Source organism: Herbidospora solisilvae (genome assembly GCF_009901565.1).
Taxonomy (GTDB): domain Bacteria; phylum Actinomycetota; class Actinomycetes; order Streptosporangiales; family Streptosporangiaceae; genus Herbidospora; species Herbidospora solisilvae.
The window spans coordinates 255,729-282,642 of record NZ_WXEW01000012.1; the positions used below are offsets into that span (position 1 = coordinate 255,729).

Below are 26,914 nucleotides of genomic sequence, written 5' to 3' on the forward strand. Positions count from 1 at the left end.
TATAGGTTGAAACGTTTTTCAGTGCTGGCGATCCGCGCCCTGCGCCGGGGTGTCACCCGGAACCGGCCCCCGGACGATCTCCGGGGGCCGGTCGGTCAGGCTAGCTGATCCGGGTCAGCGACCACTGCTGGCTGCCGGCCGAGGAACAGGTGTTCTGGCGGAGCTGGGTCAGGTTGGCGGTGTCAGGCACTTCCAGGCACAGGTTGCTGTGCCCCGCCTGGATCCGCCAGTTCGACCCCTGCGCCGTGAACCGGTACGACTGGTTCGGGTTCGTGTGGCAGGCCCACTGGACCACGAGCGCGCCCGCCGCGGTCGACGCGCCCGACACGTCCAGGCACTTGCTGGAGTGCGTCGCCTGGAGCCGGAAGGCCCCGCTGCCCGCGTCCACGAACCGGAACCGCTGGTTGGTCCCGGTGCCGATCGTCCACTGCACGGCCCTGGCGCCGTCGGCCGTCGACTGGCCCTCGATGTCCACGGCCTTGCCGGAACCGACGTTGACGATCTGGTAGACGCCGTTCGCCACCGGTCCGGTCGTCGACGTCCCGCCGCCGACGCCCTGACCCTGGAGGGTGAAGGAGTCGAGGTCGAACTGGTTGGCCGTCGGGTGCTTGAACACCAGGTAGAACGTCTGGCTGCCGCTCACCCCTGTCACGCTGGTGACGGGCGTCGAGACGTAGTTGTCCCAGCCTCCCGTCGAGGGCACCGACGTCGTCGCGAGCAGGGTGCCGGTCGCCGAGCCCGCCCGCAGCTCGATCGAGCCGCCCGTGGAGATGGAGGACAACCGGTAGGAGATGCCGGTCACCCCCTGGGTCGCCATGGGCGTGAACGCGATCCAGTCGTTGTTGGAGATGTCGCCGACCCGGTTGCCGTTCTCCGCCGCGGCCTGCGCGACGACCCGGACCCCGGAGGAGTTCGTGAAGTGCTCGGCCTGCTTCTGCTTGGGCTGGAGGATCAGCTCGGCGCCCTTGGTGAGGCCGCCGCTGTCGGTGTACGTCGCCGACAGGACGTAGAACACGTTCTGGGTCGGCTCGTGGCCCGACTGCCCGGTCGTGATCGTGGCCGAGCAGCCGGTGCGCTGCTCGACGTCGTGGCTGTGCGTGTCGTGTCCGAGGGCGACGATGACCTGCACGCGCGAACAGTCGATCGCCCCGTCCTCGGGGTCGCTGCCGGTGATCGTGTAGGAGATCGTGTCCCCGAAGTTGAACGCGCCGCCGTTCGGCGGTGCCGAGAACTGGAGGGTCGGCGCCGTGTTGCCCACGACGACCGGCACGGTGGCGGTGCCGGTCTTGCCGCCGGCGTCCCTGACGGTCAGGCGCGCGGTGTAGTTGCCGTTGGAGGTGTAGGTGAAGCTCGGGTTGGCCGACGTCGAGTCGACCGAGCCGTTGTCGGTGAAGTCCCACGCGTACGTGATGGCGTCACCGTCGGGGTCGGCCGAGCCCGCCGACGAGAACTGCACCGTCAACGGCGCCTGACCGGAGGTCGGCGTGCCCGACGCCCTGGCGATCGGGGCCCGGGAGCCGTTGATGTAGTCGATGCGGTAGACGCCGTCGTCGGTGTTGGCGCCGCCGAAGCCGGTACCCCAGTCGATCATGTAGAGCGACCCGTCGGGGCCGAACTTCATGTCCATCGGGGAGCGGAACTGCATCGACGACAGGAACCGGTTGATCTTCAGCAGGTTGCCGGAGTTGTCGAGACGCATCTCGGCGATGAAGTTCCGGCTCCACTCGTAGAAGAACGGGGTGTCGTCGAAGTACTGCGGGAACTTCGTCTCCGAGGTGTTGTTCGGGTCGAAGTGGTAGAACGGGCCGCCCATCGGGGCCGCGCCGCCGCTGTTGCCCATCTCGGGCCACTGGGCCGCGCCGCTGTAGGTGTACCAGACGTTCGCCGCCCGCGCGGCCGGCAGCGTCTGGAGACCCGTGTTGTTGGGCGAGGTGTTGGTCGGCGACGAGCAGTTGAACAGCGGTCCCGACGTGTTGGTCGCGAAGTTGAAGTCGTTGTACGGGGTGTTGTTGCCGGTGCAGTAGGGCCAGCCGTAGAAGCCGGGCGACTTGATCAGGTTGTACTCGACCGTGCCGGCCGGGCCTCGGCTGGAGTTGGCCGAACCCGCGTCGGGGCCGTAGTCGGCCATCGAGATCCAGCCGTTCTCCTTGTTCACCGCGAACCGGAACGGGTTGCGGAAGCCCATGGCGTAGATCTCGGGCCGGGTCTGCGCGGTGCCCGGCGCGAACATGTTCCCGCTCGGGATCGTGTACGTGCCGTTGGCCTCCGGGTGGATGCGCAGGATCTTGCCCCGCAGGTCGTTGGTGTTGGCCGCGGTGCGCTGGGCGTCGAAGTGGGCGCGGCCCGAGCGCTCGTCGATCGGCGCGTAGCCGGACGAGGCGTTCGGGTTCACGTCGTCGCCGACGCCGATGTACAGGTTGCCGTTCGGGCCGAACGTCAGGTAGCCGCCCGTGTGGCCCGGCTCGTCGATGCGCTCGGCCGGGATGGTGAGCAGGACGCGCTCGTCGCTCAGGGCGCTGGGCGCGGCCGAGGCGGTGTACGTGAACCGCGACACCCGCACGATCGACTGGCTGCCGGACGGCGAATAGTAGAGATAGAGATAGCGGTTCGTGGCGAACGCCGGATCCAGTGCCAGGCCGACCAGGCCGTCCTCGCCGCCGGTGTAGACGTTGAGGGTGTGCGCGGTCGAGATCTGGCCGTTGGCCGGGTTGATCGTCTTGAGCTGGCCGGCCCGGCTGACGTAGAACACCGTCTTGTCGGGCGCGATGTCGAGCTGCATCGGCTGGTTGGGCGCCGAGTCGAGGGTCACCTTCTGGAACCGGTTCCAGACGGTGCCGCCGCAGCCGCCGGGCAGTTCGCCGCCGGCCCAGCGGATCCCGCCCAGCACGTGCTGCTGGAAGTAGGGCTCGCTGTACGTCGAGGCGGTGTGCCCCATCGCCGTCGCCCAGACCTTGGCCGTGCCGACCTCACGGCACCACGAGATCGGGTGGTCGTGCCCCATGGCGTTGCCGCCGGGGGAGTAGGTCGTCTCGTCGGCCGTCACCAGGATGTGGGCGTCGCCGCGGATGCTGCGGTCGAAGTTGTACCACTCCTCGGTCCGCGTCCAGCGGTCAGGCAACCCGGACGTGGACGGATGAACGTCGTCGGCCACCTTCGCGGTGCCCTGGACGATCGCGGAGTGGGCCGGCATGTGCGCGCCCGCCTGGATGAGGTTGTCCCAGTACGGGAACGTCGCCTCGATCCCCATGTCGGTGGCGTTGTGGATGGCGACGATGCCGCCGCCGCCCTCGACGTAGCTCTGCAGGGCCTGGCGCTGGGAGTCGTTGTCCCAGACCATGCCGGAGTTCTGCAGCATGATGATCACGTCGAAGGTGGCCAGGTTGGACGTGGTGAAGGAGCTGGAGTTGTTGCTCTGGACGACCTCGAAGTTGTTCGCGGCCGCCATGTTGTTGACCATCGTGACGCCCGCGGAGATCGAGTCGTGCACGTAGCCGGCCGTCTCGGTGAACAGCAGCGCCCGGAAGACGGGCGCCGCCGCAGCCGGGGCTGGTAGCGCTAACAGAATCAACAGCGGGGTCATCAATGCGATGAAGTACCTGCGCATGGCGCTCCCTGGGAGGGTGCGGGATGTGTCAGAGAGCCCGGAGGAACGCGAGCCCGTCGGTTGCCAGGGCGTCCTGGCTCCGGGCGAGGGGCCGCCAGATGGAGGCGGCCGTGGCTATCGTGCGGTTCTCCGCGGTGAAGGACTCGATCACGAGCGGCCCTGAATAGCCGATCTCGTGCACCGCGTCGATGAAGGATTTCCAGTCGAAGTGGTCGTCTCCGGGCGCCCCCCTGTCCGTCCCGCACACCTGGATGTGCGCGACCCTCTCACCGGCGAGGCGCACGGCCTCGGCGGGACTCTTCTCCTCGATGTTCATGTGGTACGAGTCGAGCATGATCCCGCAGTTCTCCGGGATGGCCTCAAGGACCTGCTCGACGGTGTTGACCAGGCTGGTCTCGTACCGGTTCAGCGCCTCGACCCCGACCCGCACGCCGCGTTCGGCGGCGTAGTCGACGACCGGCGCCAGGTTCTCCCGGAGCTGCCGGTACGCCGCCCGCCGCTCCTCGGCGGACAACAACCAGGTCCGGCCGACGGAGGCGTACGCGGGCCCGCCGATCGCCGGGGCGCCGACGCGGACGGCGACGTCGACGACGTGCCGCAGGTAGTCCTGGGTCCGGCGGACCACGTCGGCCGAGGCGTCCACGAGCTCACGGCCCGGCGGCATCACCAGCGCCACCGACGCCCGCAGGCCGTGCTCGGCCAGCACGTCGGCGGCCCGCCCGGGATCCCAGTCGCCGGGGTTCTCGACGGGGAGTTCGAGCACGTCGAACCCCCAGCCGGCGACCCGGGGCGCGAGCGCCGCCAGGTCGCCGTCGGTCAGCGGCGACACCCAGACCCAGGTGTTGACGCCGATGGGGAGCATCTACTTCCCGCCCCACTTCCCGGGGAAGCCGGGCATGGACTCGCAGCCGCACAGCGCGTAGTGCAGCAGCGGCATGTTGGGCTGCAGGTAGGTGCCGAGGTTCTCCTGGGTGATCTTCGGCTGCGGCAGGTTCCACATCTTCGGCACCTCCTCGCCCTTGAGGATCTTCAGCGCCGCGATGATCGGGGTGCGCCACTGGTAGGTCGGGTAGGTGGGGGCGACGGCGGTCAGGTTGCCGTCCTTCCACTTCTGCAGGAAGTCCTGCTGGTCCTCGCCGACGAAGGCGGGAACGGGCACCCCGGCGTCCTCGAACGCCTCGATGGCGGCCACGGCGGTCGCGCCCGCGTCCATCCAGACGCCGTCGATCTTGCCGTGCCGGGCGATGTAGTCGGACACGATGCTCTTGGTCTTGGCGGCGTCGCCGTCGGTGAACTCGACGCCGATCACCTGGAGCTGGGACTTGTCGAAGGCGACCTTGGCGGCCGACCACCGGGTCTCCAGCACGTCGACGCCCGGGAGGATGCGCAGGGCCAGGATCTTGCCGCCGGCCGGCACCTTCTCGATCAGGAACTCGGCGCCGTCGGCGCCGAAGGCGTACCCGCCGATGGGCTTGATGAAGGTGACCGGGCAGTCGGTCTCGACGCCGCGGTCGAAGACGATGACCGGGACCTCGGGGCAGGCGCCCGAGACGGCCGGGGTCAGCGTCGCGGTGGTGTTCGGGGAGATGATCAGCGCGTCGCAGCCCTTGGACTGGAGCTCGGCGATGTCGGAGATCTGCTTGTCGTCCTTGCCCTCGGCGTCGAGAGCGGTGAACTCCTTGATCTCCTTGTGCAGCGCGACCTCCTCCTGCATGGTCGTCCAGCCGACCTGTCGCCACGGGTTGTTGACCGCGGCGTTGGAGAAGCACAGGTGGTACGGGCCGTCCTTCTTGTACTTGGCCGTGTCGACCATCTGCGGCGCGATCGCCTGCTCCCACGGCTTGTCGCCCGGCCCCTCGGCCGTCTGCGTCCGCATCGCGAGCTGGGCGTCGTAGTCGGCCTGGACGAAGAAGTCCGACTGCTCGCCGGTCCCGGCGGAGGCCGCCTCGGAGGCCGCGGCCGACGTGGCGGGCGCGGCGCTCGGCTGGGCGCTCGCCCCGGTCGGCGGCAGGTCACTGGCGCATCCCGCGGCGGCCAGTGCCAAGGCGGCGACCGCCACCAGTAAACGACGCATGGACGTCACTCCTTACACTTTCGAAGGTGTCAACCGCAGGGCCGGGAGCCGCAGGCCCCCGACCGCCACGGCGGCAATGATGATCACTCCCTGTACGGCGTACTCCAGCGCGCCGGAGATGCCGTGCAGGTTGAGCAGGGTGAAAAGAGCTTCGAGGGTGAACGCCCCCGCGATGGCGGCGACCACGTGACCGCGCCCGCCGCCGAGCACGACCCCGCCGAGCACGACGGCGGTGATCGCCTGGAACTCGAGACTCTGGCCGACCTGCGCCGACACCCCGGCGAACCCGCCGAGCAGGATCCCGGCGACGGCGGCCGACAGTCCGGACAGCATGAACGCGAACACCCGCACCCGGTCGACCCGGACGCCGCTGAGCCGCGCGGCCTTCTCGTTGTCCCCGGCCGCGACGAGGGTGCGCCCGAAGTCGGCCCGCATCAGCAGCACGGCCGCGACCACGACGACGGCCAGGATCGCGACCGCCCACACGCCCTCGCGGCCGAACACCCGGAACCCCTGCGAGAGCGCGCCGCGCGGGGCGCCGCCCGTCCACAGGAAGACCGCGCCCGAGAGGATGAGCATCGCGCCCAGCGTGGTGATGAAGGAGGGCACCCGCAGCCTGGTGGTGACCAGCCCGTTGACCAGGCCGACCAGCAGCCCGATCACGACGAGCAGGGCCAGCACCGGCCAGGTCATCGCCTCGTCGCCGTCGATCAGCCGCGCCGCGACCACCACCTCGACGGTGACCAGCGACCCGACCGACAGGTCGAACTCCCCGGAGACGATCACGAAGTACTGCCCGGCGGCCAGGATGGCCAGCGGCGCGACCCGCTTGAGGAACGCCAGGAACCCGGCCGGTTCGAGGAAGAAGGGGTTGGCGGCGGCGATGGCCACCAGCAGCCCGGCCAGCACGACGAAGATGGGGATGGCCCGTTTCACGACGCCCTCCTGCCGGTCCGGCGGGCGTAGACGGCGACCGCGACGACGATGACGACGCCGCGCACGACGTCCTTGAAGAAGGAGTTCACTTCGAGCTGGTTGAAGACGCTGTCGAGCACCGCCAGCAGCAGCACCCCGCCGACCGTCCCGGCGACCCCGCCCCGGCCGCCGGCCAGCGCGGTGCCGCCGAGCACCACCGCGGCGATCGACTCCAGGTCGTAGCCGCCGTCGGTGCCGACCGTGGGGGCCCCGGCGCCGAGACGGCTGGCCAGCAGCAGCCCGGCCACGCCCGCGCAGAGGGAGCACAACACGTGCGCCGCGATCACCACGCGGTCGGTGCGCACGCCCGAAAGCCGCGCGACCTCGACGTCGCCGCCGACGGCGTAGACGCGGTTGCCGAACCGGGTGCGCCGCAGCAGGAACCAGACGCCGACCGCGACCGCGGCCCACAGGATCGCCGCGACCGGAACAGGGCCGACGCGGGAGTATCCGAGCTGCTGGAACTCGACCGGCACCCGCCCGGCGGGCCCGTCGTAGAGGTGGTCGAGCACACCCCGGATCACGAGGGCGACTCCGAGGGTGGCGATGAAGGCGTGCACCTTCAGCTTGGTGATGACGACGCCGTTGACCAGCCCGACCAGCGCGCTCACCCCGAGCGCGACGACGACGGCGGTCAGGATGTTGGACGACTGCCCGGCCATCGTCTCGGCCGCGACGAGCGAGACCAGGCTGATCAGGTACGCCACCGACAGGTCCAGCGACCCGGCCAGGATGGCCAGCGTCTGGCCGATCGCGACGATGCCCAGGGCGGCCGACCGCTGCTGGATGCCGACGAGGTCGTTGAGGGTGAAGGTGCCGCCGTCGAAGGCGACCAGGGCCCAGCCGATGGCGAGGGTGGCGATGAGGGCGGCGTACACGGCCCGGGTGGGGTTGGCCACCAGGGCGACCACACGACCGGTCATGCGGCGGCCTCGTCGGCCGCGGCCAGCGCCATGACGGCCTCCTCGGTCGCCCCGGCCGGCAGGTGACCGGCCACGCGGCCGTCGCGGAGGACGACGATGCGGTCGCTCATGCCGATGAGCTCGGGTAACTCGGAGGAGATCATGAGAATCGCGGTCCCGGCGCCGGCGATCTCCCGCATGAGGTCGTGGATCGCCGCCTTGGCGCCCACGTCGACGCCCCGGGTGGGCTCGTCGAACAGCAGGACCTTGGGGGCGACGGTCAGCCACTTGGCCAGCACGACCTTCTGCTGGTTGCCCCCGGACAGGTACTTCACCTCGGTCTCCTCGCGGGGTGGTGAGAGCTGCACGCGTCGCAGCAGGTCGGAGACGGCGGTGCGGGAGCGGTGGCCGATCGCGCGGGCCACCAGGAGGGCGTTGTCGCGGACCGGCTGGTTGAGCGCCAGGCCCTCGGCCTTGCGGTCCTCGGTGACCAGGCCGATCCCGGCGGCCACGCCCTCGCGGACGCTGGCGGGCCGCACCGGCGTCATCTCGCCGCGGGTGAACGGCTCGGCCCCGAAGATGGCCTTGGCCAGCGACGACCGGCCCGATCCCTGGAGGCCGGCGACGCCGACGATCTCCCCGGCGCGAAGTTCGAGGTCGATGCCGTCGAGCTTGGCGTTGCCGGCCTGGGCCAGCGTCAGCCGGACCTCCCCGACGGCCGAGGCGTCGGCGCGGGGCGGGAAGTAGGCGTCGAGCTCCCGCCCGACCATCATCTTCACCAGCTCGGCCGTGGTGACGTCCGCGGCCGGCACGGTCGCGACGTGCGCGCCGTCCTTGAGCACGGTCACCCGGTCGGCCAGGTCGAACACCTCGCGGAGCCGGTGGGAGATGTAGAGGACGGCGATCCCGCGTCCCTGCAGGCGCCGGATCAGCCGGTAGAGGAGCTCGACCTCGTGCTCGGCCAGGGCGGCGGTGGGCTCGTCCATCACGACGATCCGGGCGTCCACGCTCAGGGCCTTGACGATCTCGACGACCTGCTGCTGCGCCACCGACAGGTCCTTGACCAGGTCGCGCGGGCCGAACCCGTGCTCGTCGAGCTCATCGAGCAGCCGGGCCGTCGCCTCCTCCATCGCGGCCCGGTCGACCAGCCCGCGGCGGGTCGGCTCCCGCCCGAGGAAGACGTTGTCGGCCACGCTGCGCTCGGGCAGCAGGTTGAACTCCTGGTAGATGATCGCGACCCCGGCGCGCTGCGCCTCCACGGGGTGCGCGAACGACCGCGTCGTGCCGCCGATCTCGACGGTGCCCTCGTCGGGCTGGTGCACCCCGGCGAGGATCTTCATCAAGGTGGATTTGCCGGCGCCGTTCTCGCCGACGACGGCGTGCACCTCTCCGGCGTTCGCCGACAGATCGATTCCGCGCAGGACGCGGATCCCCAGAAAACTCTTGCCGATGCCAGTCATACGCAGGATGACCTGCGCGGACTCAGCCGGTTTCTGGTTTGTGTCCTCCATATTGCCGGATGTTAAGCGGGACTTTTGACGGCTGCAAGGCAAAAGTCGGCACGTTGATAACCTTTTTAGGGGTGCTTTCGAGCGCCTTCCGGCGTCAGGTGCGCGCTTCTGTCTGACTTTTGCGGGTTGACAATCGAAACTGACGTGGGCGATCGGACCGGGTGGAACGGACCATGAATTTCATGGGTTAGTTCAAGGCGCTAACGATCCGACCGTAGCCAGATTTAGGTATGGCCCAAATCGCGATTTAGGGCTCGATAACGATTTTGAGACCCTGCCGTGACTGCGCTTCGCCGAACGCCTTGGCCGCGTCCTGCAGCGCGAACCGGCCCGACACCAGCGAGACCAGGTCGACCCTGCCCTGGGCGACGAGCTTGATCGCCCGCGGATAGACGTCGTTCATCCGCCGCGCCATCGCGATCGTCAGCCCCTTGCGCCGCGCGGTCGAGGCCCGGAAGACCGTGCGGTCCTCGTCGGGGATCCCGGCCAGCACGACCCGCCCGCCCGGCCGCGCCATCTCGAAGGCGGTGTCGACGGCCTGGTCGGTGCCGGCCACCTCGAACACCACGTCGAGGTCGCCGTGCGGGTCGGTGTCGGCCCCCAGCTCCCGCGCCTTCGCGGCCCGGTGGGGCAGCGGCTCCACCGCGGCGACCATGGAGGCCCCCGCGATCTGCAGCAATTGGATCAGCATCAGCCCGATGGGCCCGCACCCGACCACGCCCGCGGTCCCGCCGAGGGGGAGATGCCCCAGGTCGAACGCGTGGATGGCGACCCCCAGCGGCTCCAGCAGCGCGCCTTCGAGGTCGGACACCGAGTCGGGCAGCGGGTGGAGGTGGGCGCTCGGCCAGGCCAGGTACTCCCGCAGGGCGCCGTCGGTCCGCCCGTGCCCGGCGAACCGCACATTGGGACACAGGTTCCGGTAGCCGCGCAGGCAGGAGGGGCACACCTCGCAGGGCACGGCGGGATCGACGGCCACCCGCCGCCCGTCGAGCGTCACCCCCGCGAACTCGTGGCCGACCACGAGCGGCTGCGTCAGCTGGGCGTCGCCGATGCCGCCCTCGCCGAACCAGTGCAGGTCCGACCCGCACACCCCGACCGAGGTCACCCGGACGACGGTCTCCCCGGCCTGCGGCACCGGATCGGCCTCTTCGTGGATCCGCAGATCGGCCGCCCCGTGGAGTCGTGCCACCAACATGGGAATCTCCCCTTGATTCGGACGTTACGGCAGGTCGTACGGTTGCCGCATGTGGACGATCGGCCAGCTCGCGCAGGCGACCAGAACGACCGTACGCGCGCTGCGTCACTACGACGAGATAGGTCTCCTGCGCCCGACGGAACGAACCCCCAACGGGCACCGCCGTTACGGCCCGGAAGATCTGCGGCGACTCTATCGCATCCGGTCATTGCGGACATTCGGCATGTCCTTGGAGCAAATCGCCGCGTCGTTGGAGGCTCCCGAGGCCATGGAAACGCTCCTGCACGCACAACTGGCTTTTCTGTCGAAACGCGCCGCCGAACTGGACGCCCTGAAAGCGCAGCTGACCCGCCTGCTCGACCACGACGACCCCGACGACTACCTGAAAGCACTGGAGCTGATGGCCATGTTCGACGCCTATCTCACCCCCGAACAACAGGACTCCCTGACCGCCCGCCGCGAGGCCCTCGGCCCCGAAGCCGTCGAATCGGCCAAAAAGGAATTCCGGACACTGGTCGAATCCCTGCTCGCCTGTGTACGAAACGACGTCGCCCCCGATTCGGACCAGGCCCGCGACGTGGTGGCGAAATGGGACGCCCTCGGCGCCGCATTCCACACGGCCGGCACGGGCACCGAGGCCGCCACCCGGAGAATGTGGGACGAGAACAGCGAGGAGATCAGCGCCCGCATGCCGTGGAGCGCGGAGGAACTACGGGCGATCGTGTCGTACGCGGACATGGTCAGGGCCGGCCGCCCCTGACTGCGGGAAGGCTCCGACTCGACCAAGCTGGCGGAAGCCGAGAGCGGAAGGGCCCAGACGATGGGCCCTTCCGCGTCTTGGTCGCCGATTCTCCGTACGCGGTTCAGCGTCGTCTCAGCGGGGCTAGCCGGCGGCCCTGGGGGCCAGAGCGAAAAGGAGCACCATGTTGTCGACCTTCGGGGCTCCGAGCATGCTCCATTGCGATGCCGAGCAGTCAGGGTTCTTGTCCGCGTGGTAGTGGCGGACCCTCGTCTCCTCCACGATGTGAATGGAATCCGTTTCGAGGTCTTCCGCCACGGCCGGAGGAAGACGGGTTTCGGGTGACCAGATGAGGCCCTCAAGGGGCTCGGGCTCGTCGATGCCGGTCTGTGAAAGGTCGAGATCGCGGGCGTCCATGTGCCGCCTCCGAAGCCACCGGGGGAGGCCGATGTCCGCCTCCTTGTGGTGGCAGTCCTCGACGATCTCGAGCGCGATCGCGACCTCCCGGGCGAGCGAGAGGGCGCGGGTCATGTCGGTTCCGATGCTGAACGCTCTCTGGCTGTCAGGGTCGTCGACAACCTCCAGTTCGAAGGCGCCGCCGAATCCTGAGGAGCGACCGGACGCCCGGCTCCACGTCGCCGCCAGTTCCTGGGCGTCCGGCGATCCCGAGAAACACGGTCCGTCGCCGGTCTCCAGCATCCGTACGGCTTCCAGGACACGGTGGACTGGAGGCGGCTTCTCCTTGGGCCAGATCAGACCCTTTCGCCGGGTCGCCCCGGCTCGGTCGAGCGTGACGTTTCTGGCCCGGCTGAGTGCGGCGACCAATTGCTTGGCACGCACTGAGTCCATCGTCTCGGGATCTTGGCATCCCAGCTCGTACGCCAACTCGAGATCTGAGACGAAATTGAGCGACAGGTTGCTGGCGAGGGACTTGGCCAGATGGCTACCCACGTCGAAGGTCTCGGAGGAGGCGCGGAGATGGAACAGGTCGGGCTTGAGCGCGCGTAAGAGTCGCTGCGCGAATCCCATGACCGACTCGGCCACCCTGTCGGGTACGGGGGTCCTCAGGCTTCGAAGTCCGATCAGGTGGTGCAGCCATCGCGCGCGTAAGTCCTCGGCCGCCGTTTGGCGATGTGACAGCGGAGGGCCGATGAGTCCCTGTTCCTCCGCCTCCATGATTCCGAGATAGACCGACGCGTATCCGGGCTGCCCGGCGAGCAGGGCCTCCAGATCGCCTGTCTCGTTCTCGTCGAAGCCGTGGTCCTTCTCGTGGTCGCTCATCCGCCCACCTCCCCGGCCGACTGCTTGAGGAAGAAGCGTCTGAGCTGTTTGAGATATCTCTTGCGCAGGTCGCGGACCTTCTGCTCTGAGATGCTGAGACATCGGGCCATCTCGTGAGACGTGAACCCGTCTCTGTCCATGGTGGCCACGATCCTGCTCATCGGATCGAGGGATCGTATGGCCTCCTCGGTGATCAGGTCGGCGATCACCTCCTCGCTGAAATCGTCCGTCGTGAGCGCCTGCTCGTGCAGGGCGAGGGGAAGCTCGCGACGGCGGGCGGGGGAGTTCGACCGGGAGGCATGGCGCAGCGCCACCTTCTTGAGCCATGCTCCCGGGTTCTCGATGGTGTGCCAGTCGCCGGCCTTCATCTTTCCCCACGATTGGATGAAAGCGTACTGGCGTGCGTCCTCGATGGCCGCCGAGTCATATCCCTTCGTGGCGAGGTACCTCCCGATCGCGCCGAAATGCATGTTCATGACATGCTCCAACTGGTCTGTGCATTCATTTTCCATGGGTGAGTGAACGTCATTCTGAATCGAGGGAGGAGATCGTCGTGCACGGGGATCCGGGGCGCGGCCGAGGAGGGGTTCGGGCACGCCGTGGCACGTCGCGGCCGGAAGGAGCTGCTCCGCCGACCCGGACATGGTGGTGGAGAGTTCCCGGCTGAGATCATGCTCATCCCTCTAGTGGGTGCGACGGAGGGTTTCCGGGAACGGTGCCGTCGACTTTTTCAAGTAAGCGAGCGTATACCCGTGGAAAATGAGACCTCGGGCCTTTCGGCTGCCCAATCACGGCAAAGGGCGACAATTGCCTTCATCGACTAATCGGCGACATGATCCGTCGGTTCGGGCGCGAACGGCTCTCGGGAGGAGTGGCGGGATTGTCGTCCGGGCTCGTTAGGGTGTGCGGGTGGCTTCCCCCGACGAGCTCGTCCCCTGGCCCGACGCCGAGGCCCCCGACTGGGACGACGAAGACGAACCACGGCTCGAGATGGCCCCCTGGGCCGAGGAGACCCGGTTCACCGATCCTCACGACGTGCTGAGCCGGGTGTTCGGCTACGACACCTTCCGTGAGGGGCAGCAGGAGATCATCGACCACGTCGTCGCGGGCGGCGACGCGCTGGTCCTGATGCCGACCGGGGGCGGGAAGTCGCTCTGCTACCAGATTCCCGCCCTCGTGCGGCCGGGTGTCGGCGTGGTCGTCTCGCCGCTGATCGCGCTGATGCAGGACCAGGTCGACGCGCTGACCGCACTCGGCGTGCGGGCCGGGTTCCTCAACTCGACGCAGGACATGGGGGAGCGGCAGGCCATCGAGGCGCTGTTCGTCGCCGGTGAGCTCGACCTGCTCTACCTCGCGCCCGAGCGGCTCCGGTCGGAGCAGACGATGAACCTGCTCGACCGGGCGAAGATCTCGTTGTTCGCGATCGACGAGGCCCACTGCGTCTCCCAGTGGGGGCACGACTTCCGGCCCGACTACCTGGCCCTGTCGGCCCTCCACGAGCGGTGGCCCGACGTGCCCCGGGTGGCCCTCACCGCCACGGCGACCCCGGCCACCCACACCGAGATCGCCAGTCGGCTCAAGCTCGACGACGCCCGCCACTTCGTCGCCAGCTTCGACCGGCCCAACATCCAATACCGGGTGGTGCCGAAGAACGAGCCGAAGAAGCAGCTGCTCGACCTGCTGCGCAACGAGCACAAGGGCGACGCCGGCATCGTCTACTGCCTGTCGCGCAACTCGGTGGAGCAGGTGGCCGCCTTCCTCGCCCAGAACGGCATCCCGGCGCTGCCCTACCACGCCGGCCTCGACGCCCGCACCCGGGCGGCCCACCAGGCGCGCTTCCTCCGGGAGGAGGGGCTGGTGATGGTGGCGACGATCGCGTTCGGGATGGGCATCGACAAACCCGACGTCCGGTTCGTCGCCCACCTCGACCTGCCGAAGTCGATCGAGGGCTACTACCAGGAGACCGGCCGGGCCGGGCGCGACGGCCTGCCGTCCACCGCCTGGATGGCCTACGGGCTGCAGGACGTCGTCCAGCAGCGCCGCATGATCGACACCTCCGAGGGCGACGACGCCCACCGGCGGCGGTTGTCCCGCCACCTCGACGCGATGCTGGCCCTGTGCGAGTCGGTCGGCTGCCGCCGCGTCGGCCTGCTCGACTACTTCGGGCAGAAGTCCGGGCCGTGCGGCAACTGCGACACCTGCCTGACCCCGCCCGAGTCCTGGGACGGCACGGTCGCCGCCCAGAAGGTCCTGTCGACGATCCTGCGCCTGCACCGCGAACGCCGCCAGAAGTTCGGCGCCGCCCACATCACCGACATCCTGCTCGGCCGCGACAACGAGAAGATCCGGCAATACGGCCACCACACGCTGAGCGTCTACGGGGTCGGCACCGACCTGCGCGAGCCCGAATGGCGCGCGGTCATCCGCCAGCTGCTGGCCCTGGGCATCCTCGACGTCGAGGGCGGCGACTACCCGACGCTGATCCTCACCGACGCCAGCGCCGACGTCCTGCGCGGTCAGCGGACGATCGAGATGCGCAAAGACCCGGAGCGCAAGGTCAGGGTCGCCGTGGCGAAGTCCGCGCCCCAGGCGGCCGACCTGTCCTCCGAGGCCAGGCCGCTGTTCGAACGCCTGCGCGCCTGGCGCGCCGCCACCGCGAAGGAACAGGGTGTGCCGGCCTACGTCGTCTTCCACGACGCGACCCTGAAGGAGATCGCCACCCGCCTGCCGTCGACCCTCGCCGAACTCGGCACGATCAGCGGCATCGGCGAGAACAAGCTGGCCAAATACGGTGAGTCGGTCTTGGAGGTGGTGGCGGGGGAGCCCGCCGACGCGGCCGAGTGAACCGGGGAGAGCGGTCGGGCCCGGTCACCTGAGACAGTTCGTCGGGCAGGCCGCAGCCGGGGCCGAGTGAACCGGGGAGAGCGGCCGGTTCGGGCGCTCGGCCGACGATGGCCGGGCCCGGTCACCTGAGACGGTTCGTCGGGCAGGCCGCGCTCAGGGCGTGCACGACCTGAAGCTCCGGCGCCCCCACAGGCCGGAGCCGGGCCTCTTTACTGCTGGGCGAGCCGTTCGAAGAGTTCCAGGGCCGCGGCCCTGACCTCCTCCGGCGACACCCCCTCCAGCACCGATCGAGCCTGGTCCTCGTCTCGCGTGGTCGCGCAGGTGATCGCCACGGAGGTGGCGGCCGCGTGCTCCAGGGTGCCGGCGGGCTGGTTGTCGGCCAGTTCGCGGGCGCTGAGGGCGAGGTCCAGGATGTCGCGTGAAGTGCCCAAAGTGATCTCCTCGGCCAGTGGGGGGTTTGACGCCATTCTGCGGTATGCGCTCCCTCACGCGACGGAAATCCGTAAGGTCAGCGCGCCGAACTAGCTTACGGCGGGCTCCCGCGACACTGACGACGAGGTGGTGCTGAGGAGGAATTCGTCGACCACCAGGGTGGCCGCGCCCAGGGCGACGGCGTCGGGGCCGAGCCGGCCGAGCACGATCGAGGCGGTCGAATAGGGCTGGGTGAGGCAGTTCTCGGCGGCCTTCTGCTTGATCGTGGTCAGCAGGTGCTGGCCGAGCAGCAGGCCGGCCCATCCGCCGACGACGATGCGCTCGGGGTTGAACAGGTTGATCAGGTTGGCCAGGCCGGCCCCGAGGTATTCGACCGTCTCCTCGACCACGGGGGAGCCCGAGGTCACCAGTTCGGCGAAGGCCGCCTGCTCGGTCGAGGTGTCGACGTCGATTCCGGCACGTTCCAGCACGGCCTCGGCGCCGATGTAGGCCTCCAGGCACCCGCGCCCCCCGCACCGGCAGGACCGGCCGCCGATGGCGATCTTGGTGTGCCCCCACTCGCCCGCGGAGCTGTTGGCGCCCCGGTAGGTCATGCCGTCGGCGATGATGCTGGCGCCCACGCCCGACCCGATCAGCGCGATCACCGCGTGGCGGGAGCCCCGGCCGGCGCCGAACCACATCTCGGCCTGGCCCATTGTTTTGGCGCCGTTGTCGATGTGCAGCGGGAAGGGGGTGCCGGCGCGCAGGAGGGTGCCGAGCGGGACCGAGTCCCACCCGAAGGTCTGCGCGTGGATCATCGCCTCGGGGCCGCGTTCGACGATGCCGGGCACGCCGACGCCCACGCCGAGGACCTTCGACGGCGGCACCCCGCTGTCGGCCACGACGGCGTCGATCCCCGACAACACGTGACGCACGACGACGTCGACGTCGTGGGCGCCGGGGCGCAGCGCGAACTCGCTCTTGGCCAGTTCGTTCATGTCGAGGTCGAACAGCTCGACGCGCACGTGGGTCTCGCCCACGTCGACGCCGATCGCGAAGCCGTAGGTCGGGTTGACCCGCAGCAGCACCCGCGGGCGGCCGCCGTCGCTGTCGACCAGCCCGGCCTCGACGATGATGTCGTCGGCGAGCAGGTCGCCGGTCACGTTGCTGACGGTGGCCGCGCTGAGGCCGGTCAGGGCGGTCAGCTCGTGGCGGCTCGTCGGTCCCGCGAAATAGAGGGCGCGCAACAGGACCGCCCGGTTCCCCCTTCGGAGATCGCGGACGGTACGTCGCTCGGGCCTCACCATGATCTTCCTTCCCCCACGTCTGCGCCCATGTTAGATCAGAGCCAAAAATAAGTCATCCGACGTGGTCGGAGCGTTACCAATGATCCGTGGGTGACTTTTTTCAAGATATAGACTATGTATTAGAGCAATACGGTGTACCAGCGAAGGAGTGAGCGTGGCCATCGAGGTCCGCGACGGTGTTACCGTCATCGACGGCGAGCCGCAGGTGCTCGTGACGGCCGACTATCCCTACTACCGGGACGACCCCTCGGTGTGGCGTGACCGGCTCATCGCCATCCGCGACGAGCTGGGCATCCGCGTGATCACGTGTTACCTCCCGTGGCGGCACCACCAGCCGACCCCGGACGGGCCGCCTGACTTCTCGGGGGAGAGCCAGGGGAACCGTGACGTGGTGGGATTCCTGGCGCTCTGCCACGAGCTCGGGATCCAGGTGGTGGCCAAACCCGGCCCGTTCATCCACGCCGAGACCAACTACGGCGGTCTGCCTGACTGGGTGTGCCCGAAGCACAACCCGGCGATCGAGGCCGTGCTCGACGCCGCCGGCGAGGCCTCGAACTGGCTCGGCGACCCGCTGCCCGCACCGCTCGCGCCGCTGTTCGACGGCATGGTCACCCAGTGGCTCAACGCGACCGGCAAGGAGGTCATCGAGCCGGCGACCTGGCCGAACGGGCCGATCATCCTCATGCAGATCGCCAACGAGGGCATCTACACCAGCGGCGCGCTCCCGCTGAGCGCCTACGACTACAGCGCCTCGGCGCTGGCCTTCTACCGCGACCGGCTGAAGGACTGGTACGGCACCGTCGAGGAGTACGACCGCCTCCACGGCACCGCGATCGGCGACTGGTCCGACATCGAGCCCCCGAGGGAGTGGACCGGGCCTGCGCGATCGGAGGAGCTGCAGTCCTACGCCGACTGGGGACGCTTCCACGCCGAGTACATGGCCGAGGTCTACCACCGCTGGAGCGCCGCCGTCGCCGCGCGCGTCCCGGTCGTGGTCAACCTGAACCCGCCGGCCGAGCACCACCACTCGTTCGACGACTGGCTGGCCCGCGTCCGCCCCGAGATCTGGGACGGCATCAACTACGGCTTCACCAACTGGATGGGCGTCGTCTCGGCCAACCGCGACTCCCACGCCCGCTACGTGACGGCCGCCAAGCGCGCCCCGGGCCCGAACCTGGAGGAGAACTGGGGCTTCTCCAAGCTCTACGACCCCGCCTACGCCGACGGCACGACCTCCTACCACCAGACGCTGCTCGCCCTGGCGGCCGGCGCGACCGGGTTCAACGTCTACACCGGCGTCAACACCTCGGGCTGGACCGACGACCTCGACGACGTGCACGAGTCGCCCTACCCCGACTGCGCCCCCATCGACGAGAACGGCGAGGCCACCCCGAAGGCCCACACGCTGAAGTCGATGTCCGACTTCCTCACGCTGCACGGCGCCGAGTTCCTGGAGTCCCGCCCCGAGCGCGCCGGCGCCTACGGCCTCTACCTGCCCTACGCCGGGATCGCCGCCTTCTCGCCCGAGGGCTCCGACGCCCCGCAGCTGGGCCGGTCGCTGCGCGCCTACCACGAGCGCTGCCGCGCCGCGGGGGTCGACTACGCGCTGGTCGAGCTCCAGAGCGCCACCGTCGACGACCTGGCCGCGCACGGGAGCGTGACCGTCCCGGGCGGCCCGTTCATGCACCGCCACGTGCAGGCGCTGCTGGCCGCGCACATCGCCGCCGGCGGCTCGGTCGTCGTCGACGGCCCGGCGCCGTCCCTCGACGAGGACCTCCGCCCCTGTACGGTCCTCGCCGACGCCCTCCCCTCGGCCCCCGCCGCCGTGGAGTCGCGGGTCCGGGTCACGCACGGCCACGCCGACGCCTACCTGCGTGTCCACCCCGAGCGCGACGTCGCCTACCTGACCGTGCTGACCCAGAGCGACCACGAGGGCGCCGTCTGCCTCGAACTCGACGGGCGGCCGATCGAGCTGATCACCGCCAAGGGCGGCGCGGCGCTGCTGCGCCTGGTCGACGGCGAGCTCGACGACTTCCTGGTGAAGGGGGTCAACACCTACCTCGACTCGGCGGTCCCCGCCGGGGTGAAGCACGGCGACCGCATCCACATCGCCGACCACCCCGCCGACCTCGATCGGGTGGGAGGCCGGTTCCGGGTGTCCTGAAACACCCTGACATGCTGTGCGGATGAACGATCTCGCGCTTGAACTCCACGGGGTGAGCGTCCGCGCGGTCGGCCGCGCGCTGGTCTCCGACGTGGACCTCACCGTCCGGAAGGGCGAGCACTGGGTGGTGCTCGGTCCCAACGGGGCCGGGAAGACCACGATGTTGTCGGTCGCCGCGACCGTCCGCCACCCCACCTCCGGCACCGCCCGCGTGCTCGGGAAACAGCTCGGCAAGGTCGACCTGCGGGAGCTGCGCCGCCACATCGGCCTGGTGGCGGCCAGCCAGCGGCTCGTCGACGAGTCCCTGCTGGAGGAGGAGGGCGCGACCGCCAAGACGGTCGTGCTGACCGGCCACACCGGCACCAGCGCCCCCCTCTGGGAGCAGTACGGCCCCGCCGAGCACGCCAAGGCCGAGTCCCTGCTGGCCGACCTGGGCTGCAAGGACCTGGCCGACCGGCTCTTCGTCGTCTGCTCCCAGGGCGAGCGGGCCCGTGTCCGGGTGGCCCGCGCCCTCATGGCCGACCCCGAGATCCTGCTCCTCGACGAGCCCTTCGCCGGCCTCGACCTGCCCGCCCGCGAAGACCTGATCGAGGCCCTGGAGGAGCTCGCCGGCCGCCCCCGCCTGTCGACCGTGCTGGTCACCCACCACCTGGAGGAGGTCCCCGCGACCACCACCCACGCGCTGCTGATGCGCGACGCCCGGGTGCTGGCCGGCGGTCCGGTCGAGGAGACGCTGACGGGCGAGCACCTGTCGGAGTGCTTCGGCCGCCCCCTGCGCATCGACCGCCACGACGGGCGCTTCTACGCCCGCCGGGGCTGACCCCGCACCAGCAGCGCCACCAGAGCGGTCCGGGAGGACACCCCCAGCTTCGCGAACACGTTCGACAGGTGATATTCGACCGTCTTCACGCTGAGCGTCAGCCGCCGGGCGATCTCCTTGTTGGTCAGCCCCGCCACCACCAGCCCGGCGACCGTGCTCTCCTGGGCCGTCAGCGCGTCGTTCGACCGCCCGCATGCGGCCAGCTCCCTCATGGACCGTTCCAGGAACGGCGTGGCGCCCAGCGCCCGGAAGGCGTCGCAGGCGGCCCGCAGCCGGACCGCCGCGTCCGTGCGCCGCCCCGACCTTCGCAGGTTCGAGCCGTCGGCGAACTCGGCCCGCGCCCGCTCGAACGGATCGGGGGAGAGCGCCGCCTCCCTTCGCCCGCCCGGCGCGATCGGCAACATCCCCGCGCACGCGGCGAACCCGGCGCCGGGCGCGATCTCGGGATCGGGATCGCCGGCCTCGACCTGGTCGGCGAACGCCGCCGCCGCGTCGAGGAACATCCGGGCCAGCCCGCTCACGGCGCCCCATCCGTGCGAGAGCAGCGTCCGGGCGGTCGCGACCTCGCCCCGCGCGGCGTGCACCATGGCCTGCGCCGCGACGGTGTAGGGCGCGGTCCAGGTGCCGGGTCGGCGGGAGAGCGCGTCGTCCCAGGCCCCCGAACGCACTTCGGCCAGACAGCGCAGCGTCTCGGCCACCTCGCCGGGAACACCCCTCAGGTCGGCCAGGGCCCCGGCCGCGTCGCCCGTCCAGAGCCGCACCGCCGCCCGGCCGGTCAGCAGGTCGAGCTCCCCGGGCGCGGCCACCGCCGGGTCGGGCAGCCGCAGGTCCAGGACGTCGGCCGTCCGTCCGGCGGCGAACCGGGAGACCATGTGCACGAAGCCGGCTCCCACCCCCGACGCCCGGAACGCCCACCGATGTCCTTCGGGCAGCAGGCCGTCGGACAGACACAGCCGGGCCAGCGCCGTCGCGACCGCGCCCTCGAAGGCCGGCTCCCGGTCGAGCCAGGCGCGTTCGAGCAGCCCCCGCGCCCGCGCCCGGTCCCCGCTCGCCTCCTCGACGAGCCCCGCCGCGAACGCCCGCGCGCCCGGATGGGCGTTGGGCTCGCGCGCCAGCTCGGCGGCCCGACCGGGCCGCCCGGCCAGCAGCAGCGCGTGCACCGCCTCCGCGCGCAGCACCCCGCGCTCCCGCGGCGACGCGGTCAGCCGGGCGGCGCACTCCAGGTGGTCGGCCGCCACCTCCCAGTTCCCGGACGCCCCCTGCTCCCGTGCGAAGGCGGCCACCTCCCGCGCGAACGCGTCGTCGGCCCGGGAGACGGCGCCGATCCGGTGGCGCACCTGGTCGACCGGATCGGGACAGATCACGGCGGCGTCCCGGTGCAGCCGCGCCCGCTCGCCCGGCCGCAGCCCCTCGTAGACCGCCGCCCTGGTCAGCGGATCGGGGAAGCCCACCATGAGTTCCCCGCCGACCCGGTGGACCAGCAGCCCGGCCGCCACCGCCGCGTCGAGCAGCAGGATCGCGCCGGGGACGCCCGCCAGCCGTTCGGCCTGCCAGAGCGGGCACTCCTCGCCGAGCACGCCGGCCGCCCGGACCAGCGCGCGGGTCCGCTCGTCGAGCCGTCCGAGCCGGTCCTGTACGTCCATCGCATGCCCCCGGGGCGCCGGCAGCCGCGCCATGGGGTCGGCCAGCACGTCGGGCGAGGTCTGGCGGAGCAGCGCCTCGGCGTGCAGCGGGGAGCCTCCCGTGTGCGCCCGCAACCGGTCCAGCGCCGCCGCACCCAGGGGCACCGGGCACAGGTGCGCGGCGAGTTCCCCCAGCTCGGCCACGCTCAGCCCGGTCAGCGACAACCGGGTCGCCTCGCTCAGCGACCGCCGCAGCCCGTCGGGCGGCTCGTCGCGGGTGACCACGACGACCAGCACGTTCCCGGCGTGCAGGCGGCGCAGCGCGAACGCCAGCGCCCGCACCGAGGGGGCATCGGCCCACTGCGCGTCGTCGGCCACCAGGGCCACCGGCTCCTCCGAGCCGGTCAGCACGCCCAGCAGGCGGGCGCCGACGTCGATGGGGTCGCCGGAGACGCCGTCGTGGAGCCACTGCTGGGCGAAGCCGTAATCGAAGGAGCTTTCGAGGGGATCGCCGCTCGCGGCGAGCACCCGGAAGCCCTCCAGCGCACTGCGGACCAGCGCGGTCTTGCCCACCCCCGGCGGGCCGTCGACCAGGACCAGCGCCGGGCGGCCCGAACGGGCCCGGCCGGCGCACGCGTGGAGGGCGGCGCGTTCGCGGTCACGTCCGACGAAGGCGGCCCTCAGTTCAGACACGATTGTCACGGAAGGTAGGAGGGTGACCGGCCGGTCCTGATACCTACTCCGGGCCGCCGAGTTTCGCGCGCAGCGACTTCAGGCAGCGGGCGCGGGTCGGCCCGATGCTGCCGACCGGCATGTCGAGGGTGGCCGCGATCTCCAGGTAGCTGAGCGGCGGCGTCGCCGACAGCATCCGCAGCAGGTCGCGGCAGCGCTGCCCGAGCTGCTCGAAGGCCGCCAGCAGCCGGGCCGCCCGCGCGGCGTCGAGCGCCGCCTGCTCGGCGTCGAGGAGCACCTGCTCGGGGGTGCGGTCGGGGGACCGGACGTCGGCGAGGAAGCCGTCTCCGGACGGCGTCACCCGGCCCGCCGCCTTCGCCATGCGCAGGGCCTCGCGCCGGGCGGTCGTGGCCAGCCAGCCGCCGACCTTGTCGGGCTGCTCGATCCGGTCGAGGCGCTCGGCCAGCCGTAACCAGGCCTCCTGCACGACGTCGCGCCGGTCGTCGTCGCCCAGCCCGAACCCGGCCGTCACCGCCCACAACAACCCGGTGAACCGGGCCACGAGAGCGTTCCACGCGGTCTCGTCTCCACCGGCGGCCCCTTTGACGAGGTCGGCGACGTCCATTCGTGTCCTCCTCCGCCGAGGGCCATCTAACAACGATTCGGGCCGGTTCGGTACCCGATATGGCTTCTCGCGACAGGAGGCTGGAATCACCGATTTCCCCGCTGTCACAGGGGTTTCGCGCGCGTGGCACGCGACATTCTGGAATGATCGCGTCGTTATACCGTCGGACGTCGAGATTGATGGTTCGTATGCCTGAATTCGAAGAGGTCTCCGCCTGGGTCTCCGCGAACCCGGTCGGCGCGGCGATCATCGCCGTCTTCGCCCTGGTGGCGCTCGTCATCCTGCTCTATGTCCTGCGCGCCGTCTGGCGCGGAGCCGGCCGTGTCTTCACCAAGTACGTCGCCCCCCGGCCGACCGAAGACATCCTGACCATCGTCGCGGCGAGCATCGCGACCGGTGTGTCGGCCCAGGGCATGTGGCAGTTCGCCGGAGACGTCCTCGGATTCGACGGTCCCCTGCGGCTGCTGCTCTTCGCGTTCATCGAGGTCGCCGTCATCACCTCGGCCGTCCGGGCCCGCCGCAACATGCGGGAGAACTACGCCGCGGGCATCGACGGCCTGGCCGTCTGGGTGCTCACCGGCCTGTCGGCCGTGTTGTCGGCCATGGACGCCGCCAGCGTCGCCGAGGCGATCTTCCGCCTGGCCGCCCCGCTGGTCGCCGCCTGGCTCTGGGAGCGCGGCATGGCCATCGAGCGGGTCCGCCTCACCGGCCGCAGCCGCATCCACTGGCGGCTCACCCCCGAGCGGGCGATGGTCCGCCTCGGCCTGGCCGAGTCGAGCGACCGCACCGCCAGCGACGTCGACGCCCACCGCCGTCTCACCCGGGTCGCCCTGGCCGCCAAGCGCGCGCGCCACCTGCGCGAGACCGGCGCCTCCGAGCGTCGCATGCGCGCCGCGCTGGCCCGCCTCGACCGGGCCATGGACCAGGCGGTCGAGCACACCGGCCTCGCCAACGACGCCGAGCGCCAGGAGGCGCTGCTCTCGCAGATCGGCGCGTTGTTCAACACCAGCGCCCTGCTCGACCTCCACCCGCCGGTCCCGTGGGAGCCCGAGCCCCCGCAGCAGAGCGCCGCCATGCGCGCCCTGATGGCCCCGGCCGACGAGGAGGACGAGCAGCGCCGGCCCGTCGCCGCCCCGGTCGACATCATGCAGCGCTCGTCGTGGATCAAGGCCGCCCGCGCCTACTGGGACCAGGCCATCGAGGAGCGCTTCGTGCCCCGCGCGGCCGACATCGCCCGCGAGACCGGCGTGCCGATCGACATGTGCAAGGAGTTCCGCTCGCTCTGGAAGCTGGAGGCCAAGGCCCACGCGCTGATCGAGGCCGCCTACCTGGAGCACGGCATCGTCGACACCGGCCAGTTCCCCGCCATTCCGCAGGCCGAGCGGGTCCTGTCGGTGAACGGCGCCCACGCCGGCTGAACCGCCTTGTCGTGAAGGTCCCGCTCGTCCGCGAGCGGGGCCTTCGTCGTCTCCTGTATGGGTGTCGGCGTAGATTCCGGTACATGAGCAACCTCGAAAGCGACCCCCGGGAGGCCGTCTGCGGCGGCGAGGGCGCGGGCGAACCGGAGCTGCTGCCCGGCCGCGACGTCGTGCTGGGCGGGACCCGCGGGATGAAGGTCACCCGCACGCTGCCCACCGCCGGACGGCGGATGGTCGGGGCGTGGTGCTTCGCCGACGCCTACGGGCCCGAACCGGCCGCGATGACGGTGCCGCCCCATCCCCACACGGGGTTGCAGACGGTGAGCTGGCTCGTCGAGGGCGAGGTGCTGCACCGTGACACGCTCGGCAGCGAGCAGGTGATCAAGCCGGGGCAGCTCAACCTGATGACTGCCGGGCGCGGCATCGCCCACTCCGAGGAGTCCGAATTCGGGCGGCTGCACGGCGCGCAGCTCTGGGTCGCGCTGCCCGAGAGCGCCCGGCACACCGCCCCCGCCTTCGAGCACCACCCCGACCTGCCCGAGCTGACCGAGCCGGGCTGCTCGGTGACCGTGCTGCTGGGGGAACTGGCCGGGCTGACCTCGCCCGCCACCGCGCACACGCCCATCGTGGGAGCCGAGATCGTGGTGTCCGCGCCCGCGCGGCTGCCGCTGAAGCCCGCCTGGGAGTACGCCGCCCTGGTGTTGTCGGGGACGGCGCGGGTCGCCGGGACGGCGCTGGAACCGGGACCGCTGCTCTACCTGGGCGCGGGCCGTTCCTCGGTGGATCTTGCGGGCGACGCCCGGCTGCTGCTGCTCGGCGGCGAGCCGTTCGAGGAGCGGATCGTCATGTGGTGGAACTTCGTCGGCCGCTCGCACGACGAGATCGTCGAGTTCCGGCGGTCGTGGGGCGAGGGCGCCCTCGGCCCGGTGCCCGGCTACGACGGCGATCCGCTCCGCGCCCCTGAGCTGCCCTCTCTCCGGCTCAAGCCCCGGGGCCGCGAGCGCTGAGCCGGGTAGGTTTCCGGTATGGGGGGAATTGTCGGAAAACTGCTGTCGGTCAACGTGGGCCTGCCCAAGGACGTGCCGTGGGAGGGCCGCACCGTCCACACGGGCATCTGGAAGACCAGTGTCGAGGGGCCGCGGCGGGTGCGGCGGCTCAACGTCGACGGCGACGGGCAGGGCGATCTCCAGGGACACGGCGGGGAGCAGCGCGCCGTGCTGGTCTACCAGATCGACTCCTACGCCCACTGGAGCCGTCACCTCGGCCGCGACGATCTCGCCTACGGCCAGTTCGGCGAGAACTTCACCGTCGACGGGCTGCCCGACGACGAGGTCTGCATCGGCGATCGCTACCGGATCGGCACCGCCGTCTTCGAGGTCACCCAGCCCCGCGTCACCTGTTTCCGGGTGGGCCTGCGGATGGGCGTGCCCGAGATGGCCTCGCTGCTCGTCGGGCACCGGCGGCCCGGCTTCTACCTGAGGGTGATCACCGAGGGCGACGTGACGGCAGGGGACGACATCGAGCGGCTGTCGGTCGGCTCGGGGGAGGTCTCGGTCACCGAGGCCGACGCGCTGCTCTACCTTCCCGGGCCGCGCGACCCCGCCCGGCTGCGGGCGGCGCTGGACAACCCGGCGCTGAGCCCCGGCTGGCAGGGCTCCTTCCGCGACCTGCTCGCCGAGAGCCCCGTCGCCCGGCCGGCCTGGCCGGGGTTCCGTCCGCTCGCCGTCACGCGGGTGCGGCGGGAGAGCGACGACACCGTCTCCTTCTATCTCGCGCCCGGCGACGGTTCGGCGCTGCCGGTGGCCCTGCCGGGCCAGTACCTGACGGTACGGGTGCCCGACGGCTCGGTGCGCAGCTACTCGCTGTCGCTTGGATCGTCCGGCTATCGAATCACCGTCAAGCACGAACCCGGCGGCGAGGTCAGTGGATACCTGCACTCCCGGGTCACCGAGGGTGACGCCCTGGAGGTTGCCGCGCCCCGGGGCGACTTCACGATGGCCGACGCCTCCTCGCCGGTCGCCCTGATCTCGGCCGGGATCGGCATCACCCCCGTGCTGGCGATGCTCCACGCGCTGGTCGAAACGGGCGCCGAACGGGGTGTCCGGTGGCTGCACGTGACACGTTCTGTCAGGACGCAGGTGTTCGCCGACGAGGTGCGCGCGCTGCTCGACCGCATCCCCGGGGCCCGGCAGAAGGTGTTCTTCACCGCTCCTGAACCGGGCGAACCGCTGCCGCCGCACGCCGAGACCGGCCGCCCGACCGCCTCAGGCCTGGCCGGACTCGGCATCACGCCCGACACCGACGCCTATATATGCGGTCCGGCCGGCTTCATGACCGCCATGGCCGACGCGCTGGCCGGCGTGGGGCTCCCGGCCGGCCGGGTGCACACCGAACTGTTCGGCACGCTGGCCGCTGTCAACCCCGGTGTGGTGGGCGCGCGGCACGTCCGGCCGCATCCGCCGGCGTCCCAGGGGACCGGGCCGGAGGTCACCTTCGCGCGCAGCGGGCTGACCGTCCGGTGGGGCGAGGAGTACGGCAGTCTGCTCGAACTCGCCGAGGCGTGCGACGTGCCGGTGCGGTGGTCGTGCCGGACCGGGGTGTGCCACACCTGCGTGACCGGGCTGCTGGCCGGGGCCGTCCGCTACCGGACCGAGCCGCTGGAGCCGCCGGCGGTGGGGGACGCGCTCATCTGCTGCTCGGTGCCGGTGCGGGAGGACGTCGTCCTGGACCTCTAGCCGATGATTGGTGAA

The 26,914-nt window shown here is 70.8% G+C and carries 20 protein-coding genes; 7 read left to right on the forward strand and 13 right to left on the reverse strand.

Annotation, left to right across the window (positions count from 1 at the left end):
- Positions 1-100: 100 nt before the first annotated feature.
- The 7 genes from GT755_RS35230 to GT755_RS35260 form a co-directional block, all read right to left on the reverse strand.
- A complete protein-coding gene (locus GT755_RS35230) occupies positions 101-3,604 on the reverse strand; it encodes a ThuA domain-containing protein (RefSeq protein ID WP_161483887.1) in 3,504 nt (1,167 codons plus the stop codon).
- 28 nt (positions 3,605-3,632) lie between these two features.
- On the reverse strand, positions 3,633-4,466 hold the full coding sequence (locus GT755_RS35235; protein ID WP_161483888.1) for a sugar phosphate isomerase/epimerase family protein: 834 nt from the start codon (positions 4,464-4,466) through the stop codon (positions 3,633-3,635).
- The gene (locus tag GT755_RS35240; protein ID WP_407929445.1) at positions 4,467-5,687 is read right to left on the reverse strand and encodes a substrate-binding domain-containing protein; all 1,221 of its coding nucleotides are present in this window, start codon (positions 5,685-5,687) and stop codon (positions 4,467-4,469) included. It lies immediately after the preceding gene.
- Between the two features lie 3 nt (positions 5,688-5,690).
- On the reverse strand, positions 5,691-6,614 hold the full coding sequence (locus tag GT755_RS35245; RefSeq protein ID WP_161483890.1) for an ABC transporter permease: 924 nt from the start codon (positions 6,612-6,614) through the stop codon (positions 5,691-5,693).
- A complete protein-coding gene (locus GT755_RS35250) occupies positions 6,611-7,576 on the reverse strand; it encodes an ABC transporter permease (RefSeq protein WP_161483891.1) in 966 nt (321 codons plus the stop codon). Before GT755_RS35250 ends, GT755_RS35245 begins: the two co-directional genes overlap by 4 nt.
- Positions 7,573-9,015 carry a sugar ABC transporter ATP-binding protein gene (locus tag GT755_RS35255; RefSeq protein WP_235968074.1) on the reverse strand — a complete coding sequence of 481 codons (1,443 nt, stop codon included), beginning with the start codon at positions 9,013-9,015 and terminating at the stop codon, positions 7,573-7,575. The genes GT755_RS35250 and GT755_RS35255 overlap by 4 nt, the downstream gene beginning before the upstream one ends.
- A gap of 298 nt (positions 9,016-9,313) precedes the next feature.
- Positions 9,314-10,261, reverse strand: a complete 948-nt coding sequence (locus tag GT755_RS35260) for a zinc-dependent alcohol dehydrogenase (RefSeq protein ID WP_161483892.1) — start codon at positions 10,259-10,261, stop codon at positions 9,314-9,316.
- Between the two features lie 49 nt (positions 10,262-10,310).
- Between GT755_RS35260 and GT755_RS35265 the strand changes: the two genes are divergently transcribed.
- Positions 10,311-11,021 carry a MerR family transcriptional regulator gene (locus GT755_RS35265; protein WP_161483893.1) on the forward strand — a complete coding sequence of 237 codons (711 nt, stop codon included), beginning with the start codon at positions 10,311-10,313 and terminating at the stop codon, positions 11,019-11,021.
- Between the two features lie 123 nt (positions 11,022-11,144).
- On the opposite strand, the gene GT755_RS35270 is transcribed toward GT755_RS35265, so the two are convergent.
- Positions 11,145-12,281 carry a hypothetical protein gene (locus GT755_RS35270; protein ID WP_161483894.1) on the reverse strand — a complete coding sequence of 379 codons (1,137 nt, stop codon included), beginning with the start codon at positions 12,279-12,281 and terminating at the stop codon, positions 11,145-11,147.
- Positions 12,278-12,877 (reverse strand): RNA polymerase sigma factor, encoded by a 600-nt coding sequence (locus GT755_RS35275; RefSeq protein WP_161483895.1) that lies wholly within the window; start codon positions 12,875-12,877, stop codon positions 12,278-12,280. The genes GT755_RS35270 and GT755_RS35275 overlap by 4 nt, the downstream gene beginning before the upstream one ends.
- Before the next feature lie 313 nt (positions 12,878-13,190).
- On the opposite strand from GT755_RS35275, the gene recQ reads away from it, so the two are divergent.
- Positions 13,191-15,125 (forward strand): DNA helicase RecQ, encoded by a 1,935-nt coding sequence (recQ, locus tag GT755_RS35280; RefSeq protein ID WP_328794729.1) that lies wholly within the window; start codon positions 13,191-13,193, stop codon positions 15,123-15,125.
- 209 nt (positions 15,126-15,334) lie between these two features.
- Here recQ and GT755_RS35285 read toward each other — a convergent pair whose 3' ends face one another.
- A complete protein-coding gene (locus GT755_RS35285) occupies positions 15,335-15,556 on the reverse strand; it encodes a hypothetical protein (protein WP_030456848.1) in 222 nt (73 codons plus the stop codon).
- Positions 15,557-15,646: 90 nt separating this feature from the next.
- Positions 15,647-16,843: an ROK family protein gene (locus tag GT755_RS35290; RefSeq protein WP_202610903.1), complete on the reverse strand. Its 1,197-nt coding sequence runs from the start codon at positions 16,841-16,843 to the stop codon at positions 15,647-15,649.
- 154 nt (positions 16,844-16,997) lie between these two features.
- Here GT755_RS35290 and GT755_RS35295 point away from each other — a divergent pair, with 154 nt between their 5' ends.
- Both GT755_RS35295 and GT755_RS35300 read left to right on the forward strand, forming a co-directional pair.
- Positions 16,998-19,007, forward strand: a complete 2,010-nt coding sequence (locus tag GT755_RS35295) for a beta-galactosidase (protein ID WP_161483896.1) — start codon at positions 16,998-17,000, stop codon at positions 19,005-19,007.
- Positions 19,008-19,029: 22 nt separating this feature from the next.
- Entirely contained in the window at positions 19,030-19,827 is a 798-nt protein-coding gene (locus GT755_RS35300; RefSeq protein ID WP_161483897.1) for an ABC transporter ATP-binding protein, read from the forward strand.
- On the opposite strand, the gene GT755_RS35305 is transcribed toward GT755_RS35300, so the two are convergent.
- Both GT755_RS35305 and GT755_RS35310 read right to left on the reverse strand, forming a co-directional pair.
- Positions 19,809-22,142, reverse strand: coding sequence for a helix-turn-helix transcriptional regulator (locus tag GT755_RS35305; RefSeq protein WP_161483898.1), 2,334 nt, complete (start codon positions 22,140-22,142; stop codon positions 19,809-19,811). The genes GT755_RS35300 and GT755_RS35305 overlap by 19 nt on opposite strands.
- 43 nt (positions 22,143-22,185) lie before the next feature.
- On the reverse strand, positions 22,186-22,746 hold the full coding sequence (locus tag GT755_RS35310) for an RNA polymerase sigma factor (RefSeq protein ID WP_161483899.1): 561 nt from the start codon (positions 22,744-22,746) through the stop codon (positions 22,186-22,188).
- A gap of 188 nt (positions 22,747-22,934) precedes the next feature.
- Here GT755_RS35310 and GT755_RS35315 point away from each other — a divergent pair, with 188 nt between their 5' ends.
- The 3 genes from GT755_RS35315 to GT755_RS35325 all read left to right on the forward strand — a co-directional run bounded on the left by GT755_RS35315 (position 22,935) and on the right by GT755_RS35325 (position 26,899).
- The gene (locus GT755_RS35315; protein WP_161483900.1) at positions 22,935-24,164 is read left to right on the forward strand and encodes a hypothetical protein; all 1,230 of its coding nucleotides are present in this window, start codon (positions 22,935-22,937) and stop codon (positions 24,162-24,164) included.
- An 83-nt stretch (positions 24,165-24,247) separates the two neighbouring features.
- Positions 24,248-25,171 (forward strand): pirin family protein, encoded by a 924-nt coding sequence (locus GT755_RS35320; RefSeq protein ID WP_161483901.1) that lies wholly within the window; start codon positions 24,248-24,250, stop codon positions 25,169-25,171.
- Positions 25,172-25,189: 18 nt separating this feature from the next.
- Positions 25,190-26,899 (forward strand): MOSC and FAD-binding oxidoreductase domain-containing protein, encoded by a 1,710-nt coding sequence (locus tag GT755_RS35325; protein WP_161483902.1) that lies wholly within the window; start codon positions 25,190-25,192, stop codon positions 26,897-26,899.
- Positions 26,900-26,914 lie beyond the last annotated feature (15 nt).

What these genes read in the sequence shown, in the direction of transcription:
- GT755_RS35230 (WP_161483887.1), bottom strand. Translation starts at nt 3,604, where the DNA reads ATGCGCAGGTACTTCATCGCATTGATGACCCCGCTGTTGATTCTGTTA.
- GT755_RS35235 (WP_161483888.1), bottom strand. Translation starts at nt 4,466, where the DNA reads ATGCTCCCCATCGGCGTCAACACCTGGGTCTGGGTGTCGCCGCTGACC.
- GT755_RS35250 (WP_161483891.1), bottom strand. Translation starts at nt 7,576, where the DNA reads ATGACCGGTCGTGTGGTCGCCCTGGTGGCCAACCCCACCCGGGCCGTG.
- GT755_RS35255 (WP_235968074.1), bottom strand. Translation starts at nt 9,015, where the DNA reads ATGACTGGCATCGGCAAGAGTTTTCTGGGGATCCGCGTCCTGCGCGGA.
- GT755_RS35260 (WP_161483892.1), bottom strand. Translation starts at nt 10,261, where the DNA reads ATGTTGGTGGCACGACTCCACGGGGCGGCCGATCTGCGGATCCACGAA.
- GT755_RS35265 (WP_161483893.1), top strand. Translation starts at nt 10,311, where the DNA reads ATGTGGACGATCGGCCAGCTCGCGCAGGCGACCAGAACGACCGTACGC.
- GT755_RS35270 (WP_161483894.1), bottom strand. Translation starts at nt 12,281, where the DNA reads ATGAGCGACCACGAGAAGGACCACGGCTTCGACGAGAACGAGACAGGC.
- GT755_RS35290 (WP_202610903.1), bottom strand. Translation starts at nt 16,843, where the DNA reads ATGGTGAGGCCCGAGCGACGTACCGTCCGCGATCTCCGAAGGGGGAAC.
- GT755_RS35300 (WP_161483897.1), top strand. Translation starts at nt 19,030, where the DNA reads ATGAACGATCTCGCGCTTGAACTCCACGGGGTGAGCGTCCGCGCGGTC.
- GT755_RS35310 (WP_161483899.1), bottom strand. Translation starts at nt 22,746, where the DNA reads ATGGACGTCGCCGACCTCGTCAAAGGGGCCGCCGGTGGAGACGAGACC.
- GT755_RS35315 (WP_161483900.1), top strand. Translation starts at nt 22,935, where the DNA reads ATGCCTGAATTCGAAGAGGTCTCCGCCTGGGTCTCCGCGAACCCGGTC.
- GT755_RS35320 (WP_161483901.1), top strand. Translation starts at nt 24,248, where the DNA reads ATGAGCAACCTCGAAAGCGACCCCCGGGAGGCCGTCTGCGGCGGCGAG.
- GT755_RS35325 (WP_161483902.1), top strand. Translation starts at nt 25,190, where the DNA reads ATGGGGGGAATTGTCGGAAAACTGCTGTCGGTCAACGTGGGCCTGCCC.